This is a genomic window from Kaistia sp. UC242_56 (genome assembly GCF_044452255.1).
Classification (GTDB): Bacteria; Pseudomonadota; Alphaproteobacteria; order Rhizobiales; family Kaistiaceae; genus Kaistia; species Kaistia defluvii_A.
In genome coordinates this window covers 4,190,961-4,206,648 of sequence record NZ_JBIOAN010000002.1, presented here as the reverse complement: position 1 = coordinate 4,206,648, position 15,688 = coordinate 4,190,961, and the positions used below count along the sequence as shown (strand labels likewise).

Sequence of the window (15,688 nt, the reverse complement as noted above, 5' to 3'; positions counted from 1 at the left end):
AAAACAGGCTCTGAGGAGAACCCCATGACATCAGCCATTTTTTCCGGCTGCATTCCGGCGTTGATGACGCCGTGCAAGGCTGACCGCTCGCCCGACTTCGACGCGCTGGTGCGCAAGGGCAAGGAACTGATCGCCCATGGCATGTCGGCCGTCGTCTATTGCGGCTCGATGGGCGACTGGCCGCTGCTGACCGATGCGCAGCGCATGGAAGGCGTCGAGCGCCTGGTCGCGGCCGGCGTCCCTCTGGTCGTCGGCACCGGCGCGATCAACACCGCCAGCGCGGTAGCCATCTCGGCCCATGCGCAGAAGGTCGGCGCTCAGGGCCTGATGGTCATTCCGCGCGTCCTGTCGCGCGGTTCCTCGGTGGCGGCGCAGCGCGATCATTTCAAGGCCATTCTCGCCGCCGCTCCCGACCTGCCGGCCGTGATCTACAACAGCCCGCACTATGGCTTCGCCACGCGCGCCGACCTGTTCTTCGCCCTGCGCGCCGAGCATCCGAACCTGATCGGCTTCAAGGAATTCGGCGGCCCTGCCGACATGTGCTACGCGGCCGAGAACATCACCAGCCGGGACGACACCGTCACGCTGATGGTCGGCGTCGACACGGCCGTGTTCCACGGCTTCGTCAATTGCGGCGCCACCGGCGCGATCACCGGCGTCGGCAATGCGCTGCCCAAGGAAGTGCTGCATCTCTTCGCGCTCTGCAAGGCAGCCGCCAAGGGCGACGTGACGGCGCGCGCGCGGGCGCAGGAACTGGAGAGCGCCCTCAAGGTGCTATCGTCCTTCGACGAGGGCGTCGACCTGGTGCTCTACTACAAGCATCTGATGGTGCTGAAGGGCGACGCCGAATACACGCTGCACTTCAACGAGAGCGACGTGCTGAGCGACAGCCAGCGCAACTATGCGACCGCGCAGCTGGCGCTGTTCGAAACCTGGTACGCCGAGTGGAACAAGCAGTTCGCCGGCGCACAAAAGCACGCCGCCTAAAGAACGAGCATCGGAAGGCCGCCGCCAACGGCGGCGGCCTTCATCGGTGGCGTTATCGACACTGGCCTCGGACGACCTGTGGGTCGGCGAGAGGTCAATCATGGGGAACGATAGGGGCAGGGTACCGTTGACCCGGGGACTGGCGGCGGATGCCGCGCCCCCAAAACGGAGTTCCTATGACCGATTATCCCAAGCCTCCCTTCGACACCCCGCAGCAGTCGATTCCCGGCGACACCGCCAAGATGAACCCGGTGCCCGATCACGGCGAGAGGTCCTATGAGGGCTCGGGCCGGCTGAAGGGCAAGAAGGTCGTCCTGACCGGCGGCGACAGCGGCATCGGACGCGCCGTCGCCATCGCCTATGCGCGCGAAGGCGCGGATCTGCTGATTTCCTATCTCGACGAGCATAATGACGCGAAGGCGACTCAGGAACTGGTCGAGAAAGCCGGCCGGACCTGCATCCTGGTGCCGGGCGACATCCAGAACGCCGCACATTGTCGAAGCGTCATCGAGCGCGCCGTGAAGGAATTCGGCCGTATCGACGTCCTCGTCAACAATGCCGCCCATCAGGCGAGCTTCGACGATATCGGCGATATCTCCGACGAGGAGTGGGAGCTGACGTTCCGGGTGAACATCCATGCGATGTTCTATCTGACCAAGGCCGCCGTTCCGCACATGCCGGAGGGGGCCAGCATCATCAACACTGCATCGATCAACTCGGATGCGCCCAATCCGACCCTGCTCGCCTACGCGACGACAAAGGGCGCGATCCAGAATTTCACGGCCGGCCTCGCCCAGCTTCTGGCCGAAAAGGGCATCCGCGCCAATGCGGTAGCGCCCGGACCGGTCTGGACGCCGCTGATCCCGGCGACGCTTCCGCCGGACGCGGTGAAGAATTTCGGCAAGCAGGTGCCGATGAAGCGCCCGGCGCAGCCGGTCGAACTTGCGACGGCCTATGTCATGCTGGCCGACCCGCTGTCGAGCTACGTGTCCGGCGCGACGATCGCCGTCACCGGCGGCAAGCCGATCCTCTAGCCTTTGGTGCCCACGCCGCTCTGCCTTCACCCCGTTTCGGGTGAGCGCAGGGTGGCGCGCCGCGCGGCTAGGTCAGCCCGACACTCGCCAGGGTGTGCCGTGCGATCATCTTCTCCTCGTCGGTCGCGATCACGCGCACCTCGACCCGGCTTTGCGGCGCGCTGATGAGCGCGTCGCCGCGTTCGTTGGCTGCGGGGTCCAGCACGACGCCCAGCCATTCCAGCCGCTGGCAGACTGCGGCCCGTATGGGCGGCGCGTGCTCGCCGATCCCCGCCGTGAAGATCAGACCATCGAGCCCGCCGAGCGAACTCGCCAGCCCCCCGGCTTCGCGGCCAATCCGGTAGGTGAACAGTTCCACCGCCTCGGCGGCCCGCGGATCCGGGCTTTCGAGCAGGGTGCGCATGTCGCTGGAAATCCCGCCCGAAACGCCGAGTAGGCCCGACCGGCGGTAGAGAAGATCCTCGACCTCGCTGGCCGTCATCCCCCGCTCCTGCAGCAGATAAAGAATGACGCCGGGATCGAGCGTGCCGGGCCGCGTGCCCATCACCAGGCCGTCCAGCGCGCTGAACCCCATGGTCGTATCGATGCTGCGTCCGTGATCCAGCGCGCAGAGGCTGGCGCCATTGCCGAGATGCGCCACGATCACCCGGCCGCGGGCCAAGGCGGGCGCGAGGTCGGGCAGGCGGCTGGCGATGGATTCATAGGACAGGCCGTGAAAGCCGTAGCGGCGAATGGCCATGGCCTCGTATTCGCGCGGCAGCGCAAAGCGGCTGGCGACGGCCGGCATGGTGTGGTGAAAGGCCGTATCGAAGCAGGCGACCTGCGGCAGATCGGGTCGCGCGGCGGCGATCGCCCGGATCGGCGCGAGGTTTTGGGGCTGGTGCAGAGGCGCCAGCGGCGTGATCCTGTCCAGCGCTGCCAGGAGGTCCGGCGTCACCCGTTCGGGCTCGGCATGATCGGGTCCGCCATGCACCACCCTGTGGCCGACGGCGATCAGTCGGTCCAGGCCAAGATGCGCCTCCGTCCAGTCGATCACCTTTTCGAACAGCGGCTGCGAGCCCCCGGCCGCAGCATCCGGCCAGTGCTCGTCGACCAGCGCGTTGCCGTCGGCGTCCCAGGCCTGGAAATGCGGATGGGCCGTGATCGCCTCGATCTCGCCGCGCAGCGCAAGCGCCAGCGTGTCGGGGCGGTCCACGCGGAACAGCGCGAATTTGAGGCTGGAGGAGCCGGCGTTCAGGGTCAGGATCGCTTCGGTCATGGTCCGGATCCCCTCCGTGGCCCGTCTGTTTCGCCGCGGGCCTTGCCTTGATGCAAATCAAGGCGCCCCCTGCAGCGGCGCCGCAGTCTCCAGCGCACGGGCTTTTTCCGCCGATTGCGCTATTCTTGGTAATGCAAGCCATAGTGGATCCTTCGCGGCCTCACAACGGAGCGTGCCGTATGACAACCGCTGAACAGGACGTATCCGGAGCGGGGTCGCAGCCCTTGTCGCCGGACGAGGTACGGCTGATCAACGCCTGGTGGCGGGCGGCGAACTATCTCTCCGTCGGCCAGGTCTATCTGCTGGCCAATCCGCTTCTGCGCGAGCCGCTGACCCCGGCGCATGTCAAGCCGCGCCTGCTCGGCCACTGGGGCACCACGCCGGGCCTCAACTTCATCTACGCGCATCTGAACCGGGTGATAAAGCGCGAGCATGCGAGTGTGCTCTACATTGCCGGGCCCGGGCATGGCGCGCCGGGCGTCGTCGCCAGCACCTGGCTCGAAAGCACCTATAGCGAGCTCTATCCCGAGATTTCGCAGGACGAGGCGGGCATGGGCCGCCTGTTCCGGCAGTTTTCCTTTCCAGGCGGCATTCCCAGCCATGCCTCGCCGGATACACCGGGTTCGATCCATGAGGGCGGCGAGCTCGGCTATTCGCTGAGCCACGCCTTTGGCGCCGTCTTCGACAATCCGGATCTCGTCGCGGCCTGCGTCGTGGGCGACGGCGAGGCCGAGACGGGCCCCCTCGCCACCGCCTGGCACGGCAACAAGTTCCTCAACCCCGCCCATGACGGCGCCGTGCTGCCGTTTCTGCATCTCAACGGCTACAAGATCGCCAATCCGACCGTGCTGGCCCGGATCCCACACGCCGAACTCGAAGCCTTGCTGCGCGGCTATGGCTATGCGCCGATCTTCGTCGAAGGCGACGAGCCCATGGCGATGCACCAGAAGATGGCGGCCGCCCTCGACGTCGCCTTCGCTTCGATCCGCGCCATCCAGCAGAAGGCCCGGGCCGGCGGCGGCACGGCCGAGCGGCCGGTCTGGCCGATGATCGTGCTGCGCTCGCCCAAGGGCTGGAGCGGGCCGAAGACGGTGGACGGCAAGCAGACCGAGGGCTCCTGGCGCTCGCATCAGGTGCCGTTCACCATGGAAAAGCCGGAACATCTCGGCCTGCTGGAGGCATGGCTACGCAGCTATGTGCCAGAAGAGCTGTTCGACGCGGCGGGAAGGCTGCGGCCGGAAATCGCCGCGCTGGCGCCCGTGGGCGACAAGCGGATGAGCGCCAATCCACATGCCAATGGCGGCGCCTTGATGCGGCCGCTCAAGCTGCCGGATTTCAGGGATTACGCCGTCGCCGTGCATCAGCCGGGCGGCGCCAATGCCGAAGCGACCCGGATCAGCGGCGGCTTCCTGCGCGACGTGATGGAGAAGAATGCGGCGAACCGGAATTTCCGCGTCTTCGGCCCCGACGAGACGGCGTCCAACCGGCTGCGGGACCTGTTCGAGGTAACCAGCCGGGCCTGGGACGCCGAGATTCTGGCTTCGGACGATCACCTGTCGCCCGATGGCAGGGTGATGGAGATCCTCAGCGAGCATACCTGCCAGGGCTGGCTCGAAGGCTATCTGCTCACCGGCCGGCACGGCTTCTTCTCGTGCTACGAGGCGTTCATCCACATCGTGGATTCGATGTTCAACCAGCACGCCAAATGGCTGAAGACGTCCAAGGAGGTCGCGTGGCGGCGGCCGATCGCATCGCTGAACTACCTGCTGACCTCGCATGTCTGGCGACAGGACCATAACGGCTTCAGCCATCAGGATCCGGGCTTCGTCGATCATGTGGTGAACAAGAAGGCCGAGATCGTCCGCGTCTACTTTCCGCCGGACGCCAATACGCTGCTCTATGTCACCGACCACTGCCTGCGCAGCTGGAACCGCATCAACGTCATCGTCGCGGGCAAGCAGCCCAGTCCGCAATGGCTGACCATGGACGAGGCGATCAAGCACTGCGCGACCGGCATCGGCATCTGGGAATGGGCCAGCAACGATCGCGGCGCCGAGCCGGACGTCGTCATGGCATGCTGTGGCGACGTCCCGACGCTGGAGACGCTGGCCGCCGTCGACCTGCTGCGCCAGTACCTTCCCGACCTCAAGGTGCGGCTCGTCAACGTCGTCGACCTGATGACGCTGCAGCCGAAGACCGAGCATCCGCACGGACTTTCGGATGCCGATTTCGATGAATTGTTCACCCGCGGCAAGCCCGTGATCTTCGCCTATCACGGCTATCCCTGGCTGATCCATCGCCTCGCCTACAAGCGGGCCAACCACGAAAACATGCATGTGCGCGGCTTCAAGGAGGAGGGCTCCACCACCACGCCCTTCGACATGGTGGTGCGCAACGAGCTCGACCGTTTCCATCTGGTCGCCGATGTGGTCGACCGCGTGCCGGGCCTCGGCGCCGCAGCGGCCTACGTCAAGCAGGCGATGCGGGACCGGCTGACCGAGCACTATCACTACGTCCGAGAACACGGCGCCGACATGCCGATGGTGGCCAACTGGCGCTGGCCGGGCGCGGAGTGACGAAGCGGGGCGGCGGCAGAACCGGAAACGGCCCCCAACCGAAGGAGCCCACTATGACGAATGCCCGTCTCGCCTATATGCCCCTGATCACGTATCCCGGTTTAGCCCCAGATGAGTCCATCATTGCGGCCGTAGCCTTTGCAGGAGCCCTGGGTTGCGAGCTTCAAGCGACGACCTTCTCAGTAAAAATCCCGCCCGTGAGCTCACCGATTGGCAATTTCCTGCTGAACATCCCTGAGCTAATCCGAACCACGGAAGAGAACAGTCTGGCCGACTGCCTTCGCCTTCAGGATCTGGTTCACCGGTGGGCAGATGGACGGATCAAGGCTCAATGCTCAAGCAAAAAGCTGATGCTCGGCCTGGCGGCAAATGCGGCGGCTATTGAGGCAAGGTACTACGATGTATCGTTGGTGCCCTGGGCCGTTGACAACCTTGTCATACAAGAACTGGCTCAGTCGGTCGTCTTTGATGCCGGCAGACCCGTCATTCTGGTTCCCCCATCGGCCACATCAAAGCCGATTGGGCATGTGGCGGTAGCCTGGGATGGCAGTCGAGTCGCCGCCCGCGCACTCGCCGATCTGATGCCCCTGCTGGCCCAGAATACCTTCGTCACGGTCCTGACCGTTCAAAATGAGAAGCCATTGGAAGCGCCCGACCTTGCTGAAGCTTTGGCAGCTTCACTAAAGAAACGTGGTGTTCAGGCTCTCGCGCGAAACGTTGAACTGGGCGGCAGGGAAATCGCCGAAGCCTTGCAGGAAACGGCACTCGAGATCGGCGCGGATCTGATGGTCATGGGCGGGTTCGGACACACGCGCCTCCGTGATTTCATCCTGGGGGGCGCCACCAAAGGGGTTTTCTCCGACCTACGTCTTCCCGTCCTGTTTTCGCATTGACCAACCGCATTTCCCGGCGCGCCGGCGATCCTGCCGATACCGCTCATGCTGGCGATCGAGCTGATCGTCACCCTCTATCTCGTCGCCGAAGCGGGTGGCAATGGAACCGCACCCGGCCCGGCCAGGGCCCGGTCCTGCTCGGGCCACGCCGCGCGTGAACGGATAGCGCGATGGAAGATGCGGGTCAGGGCACCAGGACGGCGGCGCCCTGGAAGCGGCCGGCGCGAAGATCGGCCAGCGCCTCATTTGCCTTTTCGAGCGGGTATGTGGTCGTGGTCGTGCGGATCCTCGCCTTCGCGGCGATGGCGAGGAAATCGATTCCGTCCTGCCGTGTCAGATTGGCGACCGAGACCAGGCGACGCTCTTTCCAGAGGAGTTCGTAGGGAAAGCTTGGAATGTCGCTCATATGGATGCCGCCGCAGACGACCGTGCCGCCCTTTTTGACCGCTCGCAGCGCCTGTGGCACCAGCGCGCCGACGGGCGCGAAGAGGATCGCCGCGTCGAGCGGTTCGGGCGGCAGTTCGTCCGAGCCGCCGACCCAGACCGCGCCGAGCGAGCGCGCCATGGCTTGCGCCGCCGTGTCGCCGGGCCGCGTGAACGCGTAGACATCGCGCCCCTGCCACCGGCAGACCTGCGCCAGGATATGGGCGGCGGCGCCGAAGCCGTAGAGGCCGATCCGCTCGCCATTGCCGGCGATGACGAGCGAACGCCAGCCGATCAGGCCCGCGCACATCAGCGGCGCCGTGGCGACGGGATCGTCAAATCCATCGAGCGGAAACGCGAAATCGGCCTCGGCCACCACATGGGTCGCGAAGCCGCCATCGCGCGTATAGCCGGTGAAGGCCGGCTCGTCGCAGAGGTTTTCGCGGCCCGATCGGCAATAGGGACAATGTCCGCATGTATGCGCGAGCCAGGGGACGCCGACGCGGGCGCCGAGCTGCGGAAAGGCGACTCCGCCCCCTTGCGCCTCGACGATACCGACGATCTCGTGGCCTGGGATGAGGGGCAGCGGGATATGGCTGAGTTCGCCATCGACGACATGCAGATCGGTTCGACAGACGCCGCAGGCTTCGACCCGGATGCGCAGTTCGCCGGGTCCCGGAACAGGATCGGGCCGCTCCTCCTGCACCAAGGGTTGCCGGATGGCGCGCAGCACCATGGCCCTCACGGCAGAATCGCCATTCCGGAAAGCGGCTCGATATAGATGAGCTCTTCCCGGACCGACTTCACGCCCGGAACGTTCTCGGCCGCGACCCGGGCGGCGGAGCGGCTGCGATCGTCGAAGATCGTTCCGGTCAGCTCAACTTCGCCATTCTCGACCTGCGCCCGTATGAAACCGCCCCAGCCTCGCCGGGCAAGCTCGGATTCGATGTCGGCCCGAATTCGCTCGTCATCCGAAACGCGCCGCGGTTCCGATGACAGGATTTTGAGCATCGCCCGCATCAGGTCCGAACGGGTCAGGATGCCCACCAGCTTGCCCTGATCCACGACCGGCAGGCGCTTGACGCGATGCTTGATCATTAGTTCGACGGCTTCTTCCAGCGGCGCATCCTTGCGCGTCGTCACGACATTGCGCGCCATCACCTCGCCGACCTTGCGGCCATGCAGGTGGACATACTGGTCGGCCTCGGCCCCTTCCGAGGTCAGCCATTCCAGCCACCAGGACCGCTTCGGCTCGGTTCCCAGCTCCGGCCGCTGCAGGAAGTCGGCCTCGCTGACCACGCCAAGCAGCTTGCCGTCTTGCGAGACCACGGGAAGTCCGCTGATCCGTCGCGCCAGCATGAGGCGGGCAGCGTCTTGGATCGACATATCGGATCCCGCGCTGACGACGGGTGCGGTCATGACACTATCCACGAGCATTTCGATCTCCCGCATCTGTGTTGACTGTGCTGACGTATCGCGAAGCCTGCCCATCCATAGCTGTGCGACCAGAAAACCGGATCAAGGCCACCCTTGCCTGACTCGAAGCGCTGAATGAGCGGATCGAGCAACCATGAGGCTAGAAACCCAGGGTCAGATCCGCGGTGATCTTGCTTGCGATCCAGAACAGTACAGCCACAGCTATAATAAGGCCAGTATATTCAACGAGCCTGTGCATGACGCTACTCCCGCACGCCTGGCTTGACGTCAGAGAAGCATCCGGTAGAGGTCGCAAACAACTCCGGTAAATTACGTAGCGGTAAAAGGTGAAGCTATACGACCGGTTCTTGCCTGGGATCTGCAGGGCAGGAGAGGGCGACTAGTCGTCCTTCGCATCCGAGACCGGGGCCTTCCGGCTCCCCTTTGGGCGTGCCTGGCTGTGGCAGCGGCGAGCTTGGTGCAGGGCCTCGATCAGGGTATTGGCGAGCTCCGGCTCCCCCAGCGCTTCCGCCTCATGCACCAGAAGCGACAAGTGCCGTTCCATTTCCGCTAGGCGCTCATGTGGCTGCATGATCGGGCTCTCCTCGATCTCTTATAGGCTGATCGCCTTGACGTCTCAAAGATATTGATGAGGTATGCCGCGTGGGCGCGACGCCTTGTCTTAGAGAGAGGCGAAGATGGCCGCGGCCTGGGTCCGGGTGCTGACTTCCAGCTTCTTCAGGATTTCGATGACGTGATAGTCGATCGAGCGCTTGGTCTGCCCGAGGATGACTGCAATCTCGGTGTTCGTCTTGCCGCCCGCCATCCATTTCAGGATTTCCCGCTGCAGCGGGCTGAGCGAGCGGTATTTCGCGCTGCCAACCGAAGTCTGTCCCGAGATCAGTCCGATCGCCGCGGCGCGCTGGGTCGCCACCATGCCGAGGATGGCCGCGGCCTGGGTGACATCCTTGTGGTGCTCTCGAGCGGACCAGGACAGCAGCGTCAGGGCGCTGATCTGGTCCGGCTTGCTGAGCAGCGGCACGGTGACGCCGCTCACCAGCCCCGACGATTGCACATATTCAAGATAATCGAACCGGTTCTGGGCCTGCCACGTCGCATGGGTCCAGTGCAGGGGGGCTCCGCTGCTGGCGGCATAGTCGAGCAAGGGATCCCGTTCGGACCATCCGTTACGCTCGTAGGCCACGAGGTCGTCATAGGACCAGTTGGTCAGGGTGGGGTCGGTCATGAACTGACCCTTGGCCGTCTTCTCGGAACCCAGATTGAAACTGTCGAATCCCAGCGATTGTACAGCGGAGTGAATGACTGATTTCAACTCGATTTTGTCATTCGCGTTGCATATGTCGGCCACGGCCTTTGCGGTTATATCCAGCAAGTGCAATAGAATTCTCCAGTCCGACCAAGTTATTGTTCCTGTCGTGCTGGGTAGATTGGGGCTGGGTCCGCGTTATCAAATTACCATTTCGTTAGACTTGGCTATGCTGCGACAATTCGATGCGTATTGGGAAATACCTTGACGGCCAAGCACCGCAGGCAGGCCGGATTCGCTCCGAATGGCCTTCCCGCGCAGGATTCCCACGATCGCGCTGCGGAGATCGTCATTGTCCTCGATGGCGACGTGTTCATCAGCATGGCGGGCGCAGGTTGAAGCGAGCCTTCCCCTCGACAACCTCATGCGCCATCGCCACGCCCAGCAGCCTGGCGATGCCCTGGACGATGTAGAGCCCGAGGCCCGAGCCGCTTTTCCGGTTCGCGCCTGGGCCGCGATAGTGTTTGTCGAACAACCGGTCGGGATCCGGCAGGGCGACGGCGGGCCAGTTCCCGACCGCGTTGCCGCTTCGTTCGCCGTCTTCGCGGGGTTCGATGCGGATCGCGACAGGCGATTGGGTGGTGAATATTCCAGCGCGTTGTTGTCCAACAGCACTTCGAGCAGCGCGCGCGATCCGTTTCGACGGCGGCGACGGCGCCGGGATGGAATTCCAGTTGCTCCGGCTCGGCCGAACGCGCGGCGGCCTCTTCGATCAGCGCCTCCATGTCGAACGGTTCGCGGTGCAGCCGCAATCGGCCGTGTTCCAGGCGGTCGGCATAGTTGCGGCGATCGACGATGTCAGGCCTCCGTGTTGAGGGAGAGCACGTCGACATAGAGCGGCCCGAAAACGGTGCCCGCCTCGGCGTCGCCGGTCTCCTTGACGACGAGGGCCCGGACGCTGGTGACGAGGTGGTCGCGCATGGCGGCAGCGGCCCCGGTCGGGTTGTTTGCGGCGATCTCCTCGTAGATCCGCTCGTGATCGCGATAGATCGAATCCATCTCGCGCGTGAAGCCGCCCGAGGTGCCACCGGCGATCATCTGCTGGTCGAAGAGGTTGTCGAGGATGCCGGCCAGGCGACGGCTGCCGGAGATCAGCGCGATGGTGCGATGGAAGCGCGCGTCCGGCTCGAGATGAGCGCGGACATTGGTCGAGGTCGACTTGTACGCTTCCTCGACCTCGTCGAGCGACTGGCGCAGCTTGCGCAGTTCCGGCGGCGTGATCCGCATCGCAGCGCGGTAGGCGGCGGGCACTTCGAGCAGCACGCGCAGGCTGAAGATTTCCTCCAGATCATGCACGGTCGTTTCCAGGATCCGGGCGCCGCGATTACGCTCGAAGCTGATCATGCCGAGCTCCTCGAGCTTCAGCATGGCCTCGCGCACCGGGGTGCGGGAGACGTTGAGCTTCTCGGCGATCTCCTGGACCGAATGCAGGCTGCCGGGTGCGAATTCGCCGACGACGATCGCATTGCGGACGATCTCGAAGACCCGTGTCGCGAGGCTCTTCTGATGCAGGTCTGTGCTTTTCATCAAGGTTCGCTTCTCGGTGAGCCGGCGGTCGATTTCTGGCGACACGATACCGGTAGGTCGCATGGATCACACCCATGCAGCGCAGGATTGTGCCCGGAAACCGGATGTTTTCACCGCCATCCCCGGTTGATGCGCGTGAATGATCAGGATTTCACCTATCGCTCAACAAGGCGTCGGCGTGCGCCGCGTTTCTGTGCATTCGGGTCGTTGACTTGCATGTGTAGTGTGACATGCTACTCCCATCATACACGCACGGAGCCATGATGAAAATCGCGGTTGCACAGGTCGGATCGATCAAGGGCGCGGCGGCGGAAAACGCGGAAGCCGTCGTTCGCTGGATCGAACAGGCGGCGTCGGAGGGCATCGTCCTCACGGTTTTCCCGGAATGCTGCCTGACCGGTTACGTCTACAACGACCGGTCCGAACTCGAGGCGGCGGCGATCGTGGCGACGGGGCCGGAGATCGAGCGGATCCGGGCGGCCTGCGCCGAGCTTTCGATGCATGCGGTCGTCGGCCTGTTCGAGGCGGATGGCGGCCATGTCTACAACACCGCGCTGCTGATCGGGCCGGAAGGCGTCATCGGCCGGCATCGCAAGCGCCATCTGCCGTTCCTCGGCGGCGATCGTTTCGTTGACCAGCCGGAGGGGATCGAGCCGGCGGTGTTCGACACGCCGGTCGGCAAGATCGGCCTGGCGATCTGTTACGAGATCCGCTTCCCGGAAGTTGTGCGCACGCTGGTGCTGAGCGGCGCCGAGATCGTGGTGCTGCCGACCAACTGGCCGGTCGCGTCGCGGATCCTGGCCGATCTGTTTACCCCGGTCCGGGCCGCCGAGAACTTCGTCTATTTCCTGGCGGCCAACCGTAATGACAGCGAGGACGGCACCACCTTTCTCGGGTCGAGCCAGATCGTCGATCCGATCGGCAAGGTAATTGCCCATGCCGGGACGGAGACGGGCCTGTTCGCGGCCGAGGTCGACCTGGATCGGGCGCGCAACAAGACGATCATCTTCGAGTCGGGGGAATTCGAGATCGCGCCGTTCAAGGATCGGAAGCCCGAAACCTATCGACTTTGAGCCAATAAGAGACGGAGAGGGGATATCGGTATGTGTGTTGCTTGTTACGTGGACGCGGCGACGAAAGACAAGATCATCGCCTATAACGCCGAGTTCCATAAAGTAACGAAAAGTCCGTTCGGCAAGAACGACCAGATCGGCATGCTCAACCTGATCGATGGGGAATCGCGGTCGGCGATCCTGAGCCGGGCCGATGCCAGCAAGGTCTTCGATCTCTCGGTCGATCATTTCATCGGCATGCCGGGCTGGTTCGGCGCCGGCGACCAGCCCTATCAGATCTGGATGACGCATACGCCGGCCGGCGAGATCGTCGCGGACAGCATGAACAAGGGCATCGAGGCGAATACGCTGGTCGCCTATTCCGGCGACGGCATCTCGATGTACACCCACTGCGGCACGCATATCGATACGCTGAATCACTTCGGCTATAACGGGAAGATCTTCAACGATTACAGCGCCAAGGATCACCTTGGCAGCCGCAGCTGGAACGTGGCGGGCCCGGAACTGCATCCGCCGATCTTTGCGCGCGGCGTGATGCTGGATGTCGCCGCGCTGCATGGCGTCGACGTCCTGCCGCCCAGCCACGCGATCGGCGAGGATGACCTCAAGGGCTGCCTGGCGCACCAGAACATCAAGCTGAACTTGGGTGACGTCGTGCTGATCCGCACGGGCCAGATGCGCCTCTGGCCGGACATGGCTTTCGTCGCCAATACGCCCGGCATCAACCGCGAGGGCGCGGAATTCCTGGCCAAGAACGGCGCCATCATGATCGGCGCGGACAACCTCACCGTCGAGCAGACGCCGACGCCGGATCCGATCAACTTCTTCCCGGTCCACACCTACCTCCTGGCGGAGGCCGGCGTGCCGCTGCTCGAGATGATCAATCTCGAGGAGATGTCGGAGGCGCGCTGCTACGAGTTCGCCTTCTTCGGCGCCTGCATCAAGCTGCGCGGCGCGACGGGCGCGCCGATGCGCCCGGTGGCGATGCCGCTGTCCAACTGATCGATCGCGGCGCGCCCCAAGGGGTGGCCGCGCTCCATGACGAACACCGCATCCAGGAACCGGCAGCGCCTCATCAGGGCCGCTGCCGGGAAGGCAGACATGCGTCCGCAGAGACGCGGCCTTCGCCCGGACGTCGAATGCAGGGAACCAGAGCCATGTCACCATTGCTGCAGTTGCACGCCGTCGAAAAGGGCTTCGGCGGAACTCCGGTTCTCCGGGGGATTAATCTCGCACTCAGCGGCGACAGCTATATCTCGCTGCTGGGTCCCAGCGGCTCGGGCAAGACCACGCTTCTGCGCGTCATCGCCGGGTTTGACGAGCCGGATCGCGGCGACGTTATCCTGGATGGCAAGCGGGTCGACGATGTTCCGACCTACCAGCGCCATATCGGCTTCGTGTTCCAGAATTTCGCGCTGTTTCCGCATCTGAGCGTGGCGCGCAATATCGGCTTCGGGCTGGAAAACCGCGCCATCGGCGCGATGCCGGCGGCCGAGCGGCGCGACCGCGTCGCCGCGATGATCGAACTGGTCGGCCTGACGGGGCTGGAGGATCGCGGCATCGCGCAGATTTCCGGCGGCCAGCGCCAGCGCGTGGCCCTGGCGCGGACGCTGGTCACGGAGCCGAAGCTGGTGCTGCTCGACGAGCCGCTCGGCGCGCTCGACGCCAATCTGCGGACGCGCATGCGCGACGAGCTGCGCGCCATTCGCGAACGGCTCGGTGTCACCTTCCTGCATGTGACCGGCAGCGAGACCGAGGCGCTGGCCATGGGCGATACGGTGATCGTGCTCGCCAATGGGCGTATCGCCCAGTCCGATCTGCCGGACACCATCTATAGCCAGCCGGCCAGCGCGGAAATCGCGCGTTTCCTTAATTGCTACAATATCTTCCCGGGCGTTCGTGACGGCGGTGAGTTCGTCGGTCCCGTCGGCCGCTTCGCGATTGCCACCGCCTCTGTCCGCTCGGTCGATACGGCGCCGGCCTATGCCATCCGGCAGGACAAGATCGCGGTGAAGCCGCAAGGGGCAGGGGCGGGCGACGGCGAGGAAAGCGTCGGCGGCACCTTCATCGCCAGCGAATATTCCGGCGCGGCCGTGCTTTCCTTCTTCGCCCTCGACGATGGCCGCGTGATCGAGGTCGAGGACCATCTCAGCCTCCGCGAGGCGCCGGCCTATGCCGAGAAGCAGCGCTACAGCCTGACCTGGCAGACGCGCGACGCGCTGGTGTTCGCGTGAGCGCGCCGATGGACAAGGGACAGCCTTCCATGACGATGACCACCACCGCCGCTGCCGCCGAACTCCCGGCCGCCCAGTCCACCGCCCGCCGGTCGCGCCAGCGCACGGCCTATTGGCTGATCGCGCCGGGCGTCCTCTGGATGCTGCTGTTCCTCGTCCTGCCGATCGGCATGATCCTCTACGTCTCGTTCTGGACCCAGACGACCTTCGCCATCCAGCCGGTGCTGACGACGAAGAGCTGGACCACCTTCTTCTCCAGCGACACCTATCTCTCGGCGCTCTGGACCACCGTCCGGATCTGGCTGACCGTGCTGTTCGCGACCATCCTGGTCGGCTACCCGGCGGGGCTGTTCGTCGGCCTGTTCGTCAAGAACAAGACGCTGCAGACGGTGCTGCTGACGCTCTGCGTCATTCCCTTCTGGACCTCGTTCTTGATCCGCGTGCTGGCCTGGCGGCCGATGCTCGGCAAGGAAGGCGCGATCAACATCGTGCTGCAATGGCTCGGCATCACCAGCGCGCCGATCGATGCGCTGCTGTTCTCCGAGCTCTCGGTCGTGATCGGCATGACGCAGATCTACTGCGTGTTCATGGTCGGCCCGATCGCCTTCATGCTCGGCCGCATCGATCCCAACATCATCGAGGCGGCACGCGATCTCGGCGCCGGCTTCGGCCGCATCTTCCGCACGATCATCCTGCCGCTGTCGCTGCCGGGCGTCGTCGTCGGCTCGATCTTCGTCTCGGTCATGGTGCTGGGCGAGTTCGCGACCTCGGCGGCGCTGTCGGGCCGCAAGGTCAACCTGCTCGGCAACATCATCGTCACCCAGGTCGGTTCGCTGAAATGGGCCTTCGCCTCGGTGATCGGCGTGGTGCTCACCCTCATCATCGGCGTCGTCGTGGCGGGTCTGCTGCGCGTCGTGAACCTGCGCAAGGAGCTCTGAGC

General features: G+C 64.6%; 15 protein-coding genes. 9 read left to right on the top strand and 6 right to left on the bottom strand.

Annotated features, from left to right (window positions below; genetic code table 11):
- Positions 1-24: 24 nt before the first annotated feature.
- Together ACHMWQ_RS22525 and ACHMWQ_RS22520 are read left to right on the top strand one after the other, a co-directional pair.
- Positions 25-987: a dihydrodipicolinate synthase family protein gene (locus tag ACHMWQ_RS22525; RefSeq protein WP_396309187.1), complete on the top strand. Its 963-nt coding sequence runs from the start codon at positions 25-27 to the stop codon at positions 985-987.
- Positions 988-1,163: 176 nt separating this feature from the next.
- Positions 1,164-2,021 carry an SDR family oxidoreductase gene (locus ACHMWQ_RS22520; protein ID WP_396309186.1) on the top strand — a complete coding sequence of 286 codons (858 nt, stop codon included), beginning with the start codon at positions 1,164-1,166 and terminating at the stop codon, positions 2,019-2,021.
- A 67-nt stretch (positions 2,022-2,088) separates the two neighbouring features.
- On the opposite strand, the gene ACHMWQ_RS22515 is transcribed toward ACHMWQ_RS22520, so the two are convergent.
- A complete protein-coding gene (locus ACHMWQ_RS22515; RefSeq protein ID WP_396309185.1) occupies positions 2,089-3,279 on the bottom strand; it encodes an acetate/propionate family kinase in 1,191 nt (396 codons plus the stop codon).
- Positions 3,280-3,458: 179 nt separating this feature from the next.
- Between ACHMWQ_RS22515 and ACHMWQ_RS22510 the strand changes: the two genes are divergently transcribed.
- Both ACHMWQ_RS22510 and ACHMWQ_RS22505 read left to right on the top strand, forming a co-directional pair.
- Positions 3,459-5,855, top strand: coding sequence for a phosphoketolase (locus ACHMWQ_RS22510; RefSeq protein ID WP_396309184.1), 2,397 nt, complete (start codon positions 3,459-3,461; stop codon positions 5,853-5,855).
- Positions 5,856-5,908: 53 nt separating this feature from the next.
- Positions 5,909-6,748, top strand: a complete 840-nt coding sequence (locus ACHMWQ_RS22505; RefSeq protein ID WP_396309183.1) for a universal stress protein — start codon at positions 5,909-5,911, stop codon at positions 6,746-6,748.
- A gap of 184 nt (positions 6,749-6,932) precedes the next feature.
- On the opposite strand, the gene ACHMWQ_RS22500 is transcribed toward ACHMWQ_RS22505, so the two are convergent.
- The 4 genes from ACHMWQ_RS22500 to ACHMWQ_RS22485 all read right to left on the bottom strand — a co-directional run bounded on the left by ACHMWQ_RS22500 (position 6,933) and on the right by ACHMWQ_RS22485 (position 10,389).
- Positions 6,933-7,916, bottom strand: a complete 984-nt coding sequence (locus tag ACHMWQ_RS22500; RefSeq protein ID WP_396309182.1) for a zinc-dependent alcohol dehydrogenase family protein — start codon at positions 7,914-7,916, stop codon at positions 6,933-6,935.
- On the bottom strand, positions 7,913-8,590 hold the full coding sequence (locus tag ACHMWQ_RS22495) for a CBS domain-containing protein (RefSeq protein WP_396309181.1): 678 nt from the start codon (positions 8,588-8,590) through the stop codon (positions 7,913-7,915). The genes ACHMWQ_RS22500 and ACHMWQ_RS22495 overlap by 4 nt, the downstream gene beginning before the upstream one ends.
- A 679-nt stretch (positions 8,591-9,269) precedes the next feature.
- Entirely contained in the window at positions 9,270-9,980 is a 711-nt protein-coding gene (locus ACHMWQ_RS22490; protein WP_396309180.1) for an autoinducer binding domain-containing protein, read from the bottom strand.
- A gap of 250 nt (positions 9,981-10,230) precedes the next feature.
- Positions 10,231-10,389 carry a hypothetical protein gene (locus ACHMWQ_RS22485; protein WP_396309179.1) on the bottom strand — a complete coding sequence of 53 codons (159 nt, stop codon included), beginning with the start codon at positions 10,387-10,389 and terminating at the stop codon, positions 10,231-10,233.
- Between the two features lie 79 nt (positions 10,390-10,468).
- Here ACHMWQ_RS22485 and ACHMWQ_RS22480 point away from each other — a divergent pair, with 79 nt between their 5' ends.
- Positions 10,469-10,729: a hypothetical protein gene (locus tag ACHMWQ_RS22480; RefSeq protein WP_396309178.1), complete on the top strand. Its 261-nt coding sequence runs from the start codon at positions 10,469-10,471 to the stop codon at positions 10,727-10,729.
- Here the strand turns inward: ACHMWQ_RS22480 and ACHMWQ_RS22475 are convergent.
- Complete coding sequence (locus ACHMWQ_RS22475) at positions 10,713-11,441, bottom strand: GntR family transcriptional regulator (protein ID WP_396309177.1); 729 nt, start codon at positions 11,439-11,441, stop codon at positions 10,713-10,715. The genes ACHMWQ_RS22480 and ACHMWQ_RS22475 overlap by 17 nt on opposite strands.
- A gap of 263 nt (positions 11,442-11,704) precedes the next feature.
- Here ACHMWQ_RS22475 and ACHMWQ_RS22470 point away from each other — a divergent pair, with 263 nt between their 5' ends.
- The 4 genes from ACHMWQ_RS22470 to ACHMWQ_RS22455 all read left to right on the top strand — a co-directional run bounded on the left by ACHMWQ_RS22470 (position 11,705) and on the right by ACHMWQ_RS22455 (position 15,686).
- Entirely contained in the window at positions 11,705-12,514 is an 810-nt protein-coding gene (locus tag ACHMWQ_RS22470; RefSeq protein ID WP_396309176.1) for a carbon-nitrogen hydrolase family protein, read from the top strand.
- A 30-nt stretch (positions 12,515-12,544) separates the two neighbouring features.
- Positions 12,545-13,516 (top strand): cyclase family protein, encoded by a 972-nt coding sequence (locus ACHMWQ_RS22465; RefSeq protein WP_396309175.1) that lies wholly within the window; start codon positions 12,545-12,547, stop codon positions 13,514-13,516.
- 155 nt (positions 13,517-13,671) lie between these two features.
- Positions 13,672-14,748 carry an ABC transporter ATP-binding protein gene (locus tag ACHMWQ_RS22460; RefSeq protein ID WP_396309174.1) on the top strand — a complete coding sequence of 359 codons (1,077 nt, stop codon included), beginning with the start codon at positions 13,672-13,674 and terminating at the stop codon, positions 14,746-14,748.
- A gap of 35 nt (positions 14,749-14,783) precedes the next feature.
- Positions 14,784-15,686: an ABC transporter permease gene (locus ACHMWQ_RS22455; RefSeq protein WP_396309512.1), complete on the top strand. Its 903-nt coding sequence runs from the start codon at positions 14,784-14,786 to the stop codon at positions 15,684-15,686.
- Positions 15,687-15,688: the final 2 nt, after the last annotated feature.